The organism is Argonema antarcticum A004/B2 (assembly GCF_023333585.1).
In the GTDB taxonomy this organism is placed as follows: Bacteria; Cyanobacteriota; Cyanobacteriia; order Cyanobacteriales; family Aerosakkonemataceae; genus Argonema; species Argonema antarcticum.
This window is the reverse complement of sequence record NZ_JAIQZN010000197.1, coordinates 1-3,824: the sequence shown is the minus strand read 5'-3', so window position 1 is coordinate 3,824 and position 3,824 is coordinate 1. Positions and strand designations below refer to the sequence as shown.

The following is a 3,824-nucleotide window of genomic DNA, read 5'->3' as shown; positions in this document are numbered from 1 at the left end:
CTGACCACTGACCACTGACCACTGACCACTGACCACTGACCACTGACCACTGACCACTGACCACTGACCACTGACTACTGACTCAAAGATAATCGCCAAAATTCCCCATCAAAAATTGTTTTGAACAATGACGGATCGAACAACCAGCTCATCAGAAACCCGAAAAAGCTTATTCCCAAGAGAATAATTAGTACATAGAACTGTGACTGACCCGAAGCGCTGTACTTCAAAGTCTGACCGCCGAAAATTGCGCCAAGGCCAACCAAGTTAACGAAACCATCCACCACATAGCGATCGATCCAAGCATTGATCGCAGAAAGGCGTTCGACTGCAAAAACTACAGTCACGCGGTAAATGCGATCGATATAAAAGTCATAACCCAACAAATCCTGTATGAATCTCCAAGGCAGAAACAAAGACCTCGACCAAGCCTTGTGCAGATAAATGGTTGCCCCTAAGCCGCAGCCAACTAAACCAGATAAAACTAGCAGCAGCACAGCTTTTATGTTCACATTTTCCCAATCGGGCAGCGGTGACCAGCTCTGCATTATCAAAGGCGTTAAAAAAGTCACCACCGTCAAACTCACCATCGGCACAGCCATCGGCCAGGGAACCTCTGGGGCGCGACGAGTCTTAGGCTGCGGTTTACCCCAAAAAACCAAACGGAACACGCGAGTCAAATTCAAGGCTGTCAAAGCATTGACCAACAGCAAAACTGCCACTATCCAAGGATCGCTAACCCAAAATACCTCAACTCCTTGCCGCATCGCCCAAAATCCTCCCAGAGGCAGCAGTCCCACCAACCCAGCGCTGCCAACCACAAAAGCAGTAGTCGTTGCTGGCATCCGAGACCACAGACCGCCCATTTCTGTCAAATCTTGGTTATTGGTTGTCAGAATAATAGAGCCAACGCTCATGAACATCAACGCTTTGGCAATAGCATGGGCAAACAGCAACAGCAAGGCAAAACCCGTCCATTGCTGTCCAACGGCGATAAATACCAAACCCAAGTAAGCACTGGTGGAATGAGATAAAGCTCGCTTAATATCAATTTGGGCAAGTGCGACCAAAGAAGCGCCTATAGCCGTCATAGTGCCAATAACTACCAAAGCATTCAAAGCCACAGGCGAAACATTCAAGATAGGTTGGAGTTTAATCAGCACATAAGCGCCGCAACCCACCACCACCGAATTCCGCAAAAGCGAAGCTGGGTTCGGCCCTTCCATCGCTTCATCCAGCCAAAGATGCAGCGGAAATTGAGCGCATTTCCCAATCGGACAGGCAATTAAAGCCAAGCCCAACAAAGTTGCTACCGTGGGAGACAACTTGGCAGTCTCTGCCCAATCATATAAGTCTGGAAAGTTCAAACTTCCGGCTTGAGTTGCCAGCACCACCATCCCCATCAGCAGCAGCACGTCTCCCACCCGCTTCGTCAAAAAGGCATCTCGCGCTGCCGTCACCACGAGTGGCTGAGCATACCAGAATCCTACTAGCAAATAAGTAGAAAGCGTCAGCATTTCCAACAAAGCGTAGCTGAGAAACAAAGAATTACTCAGCGCCAGACCGCTCATTGCTCCCTCAAAAAATCCCATCAGAGCAAAAAAGCGAGCTAAGGCCCAGTCTTTTTCCATATATCCCAGGGCGAACAGTTGCGCTAGCAAGCTCAGCCCCGTCACCAACTCCATTGCCCCTACGCTCACCTGCGAGATTTCCACGGCAAAGGATAAATCTAAACCTGCTGCTTTTAGCCAGTGGAATACTAATTCAAATGACTCCGAATTCCACGTGAGCCTGAAAACAATTGAGCCATGCAAAAAGGCGAACACCGTCATCAACAAATTAAAGTAAGCCGCCGGTCGCGGCCCAGTGCGGCGGATCAGCCCCATTGACCACGGTAGGGTCAAAATTGCACCCACTAAGCCATATAAAGGCACCCACCAACTCGTTTCAAGCAGGAACTGAGTCATCAACATATCCTTAGAAATTGGCTCGAATCAATCAGGTCAACCTCCATACCATAGGGAATGGTTTCTGTCAACCCAGGAGGTTTTGTTGAAGTTAAAACCGGAGGATAATTTTTGTATATTATAGATTTCTACTTATCTTACTCCTATGAAGCTTTATATACTAGGCTTTAGGTCGTAAAAATCATTAATAAATAGTCTAAATTTTTATTATATAAGAAATTTACTCGGTATCTTTACTTAAAGAACCGAGATTTATCAGTTTTTACCAACATCTGATATATAGGGATTAAGAGTTCGAGAATTGTTAATTGCTCATGGCTCATGGTTCATTGCCATGCCCAAACTGACCCCAAACTGACCCCAGTGCCCAAACTGACCCCCTGCCACTACAAGTCTGGCTTAAGTAAAAGTAATAAAAAAATTATAAAACATTTTGGCCTTACCAGATATTTTTACAAAATGCCTAGTATTGTTAAGTTATTTTAATAAGCTTAATTTAAAATCATCATTGTAATTAATATTGTCAAGGAACCCAGGCTTCTTTATTCTTAAATGTGGGAATGCTAAAGGCTTTTTCTTTAGCAAGCAGAATGGGCATTTCCGTCAAAAATTAAAGTAAAAGTACCTAATAGTACAATTACTTACGCTCATCCGGTAGGAGAATAAACAATGCCAATTGCTGTGGGAATGATTGAGACCAAAGGGTTTCCGGCTGTAGTAGAAGCAGCCGATGCTATGGTCAAAGCCGCCCGCGTGACGCTAGTAGGTTATGAGAAAATCGGCAGTGCCCGCGTGACGGTAATTGTAAGGGGCGATGTGTCGGAAGTGCAAGCTTCGGTGGCAGCAGGAGTAGAAGCGGCCAAGCGGGTAAATGGAGGCGAAGTCTTATCTACTCACATAATTGCGCGTCCGCATGAGAATCTAGAATATGTGCTGCCGATACGTTATACCGAAGCTGTAGAACAGTTTCGTGCCTAACGTAGAATGACGCATTAGGTTGTGCTACACAAATAGAACTTCGACTTCTTTTGATTTTTACGAACTTTATCAAGGATTAAAACAATGGCAATTGCAGTTGGCATGATAGAAACACTCGGCTTTCCTGCTGTCGTAGAAGCCGCAGATGCAATGGTTAAAGCCGCTCGCGTCACCCTTGTAGGCTACGAAAAAATCGGTAGCGGTCGCGTAACGGTGATTGTCCGGGGAGATGTGTCGGAAGTGCAAGCCTCGGTTTCAGCTGGGGTTGAGTCTGTCAAGCGAGTAAATGGGGGTCAAGTATTGTCCACTCACATCATCGCTCGTCCTCACGAAAACCTAGAGTACGTACTGCCGATTCGTTATACCGAAGAAGTGCAGCAGTTCCGGGATAGCGTCAGCGGCATTCGTCCATACAACAGACCATAAAAATGCAAATTGCCAAAGTTCGCGGCACCGTTGTCAGTACCCACAAAGAAGCAAGTCTCAGAGGCGCAAAACTCCTCGTATTGCAATATATAGATGAAGAGGGACACCTACTGCCAAACTACGAGGTGGCAGGAGACAATGTGGGTGCTGGGCTGGACGAGTGGGTACTGGTTACCCGTGGAAGTGCTGCCCGTCAAGTTTCTGGCAATGAAACACGCCCGCTCGATGCTTTGGTAGTGGCGATTATTGACACTGTAAGTATTGACAATCGCGTGCTTTACAGTAAAAAAGACCAAGACCGCTATTAGGTCATGGGTCATTAGTCATTAGTCATTAGCACAATTCAACTAATGACTAATGACCCATGACAACTGATAACTGACAACTGACAACTGACAACTGACAACTGACAACTGACAACTGACAACTGACAACTGACAACTGACAACTGAC

At 46.1% G+C, this 3,824-nt stretch carries 4 protein-coding genes; 3 read left to right on the top strand and 1 reads right to left on the bottom strand.

The features are described from left to right. Positions 1–74 precede the first annotated feature (74 nt). Positions 75–1,967, bottom strand: a complete 1,893-nt coding sequence (locus LAY57_RS35070; RefSeq protein WP_249072023.1) for an NAD(P)H-quinone oxidoreductase subunit F — start codon at positions 1,965–1,967, stop codon at positions 75–77. Between the two features lie 669 nt (positions 1,968–2,636). Between LAY57_RS35070 and LAY57_RS35065 the strand changes: the two genes are divergently transcribed. The 3 genes from LAY57_RS35065 (at position 2,637) to ccmL (ending at position 3,679) form a co-directional block, all read left to right on the top strand. Beyond that, positions 2,637–2,945 (top strand): carbon dioxide-concentrating mechanism protein CcmK, encoded by a 309-nt coding sequence (locus LAY57_RS35065; RefSeq protein WP_249072022.1) that lies wholly within the window; start codon positions 2,637–2,639, stop codon positions 2,943–2,945. Positions 2,946–3,029: 84 nt separating this feature from the next. Further along, positions 3,030–3,371: a carbon dioxide-concentrating mechanism protein CcmK gene (locus tag LAY57_RS35060; RefSeq protein ID WP_249072020.1), complete on the top strand. Its 342-nt coding sequence runs from the start codon at positions 3,030–3,032 to the stop codon at positions 3,369–3,371. 2 nt (positions 3,372–3,373) lie between these two features. Next, complete coding sequence (ccmL, locus tag LAY57_RS35055; protein ID WP_249072018.1) at positions 3,374–3,679, top strand: beta-carboxysome shell vertex protein CcmL; 306 nt, start codon at positions 3,374–3,376, stop codon at positions 3,677–3,679. Positions 3,680–3,824: the final 145 nt, after the last annotated feature.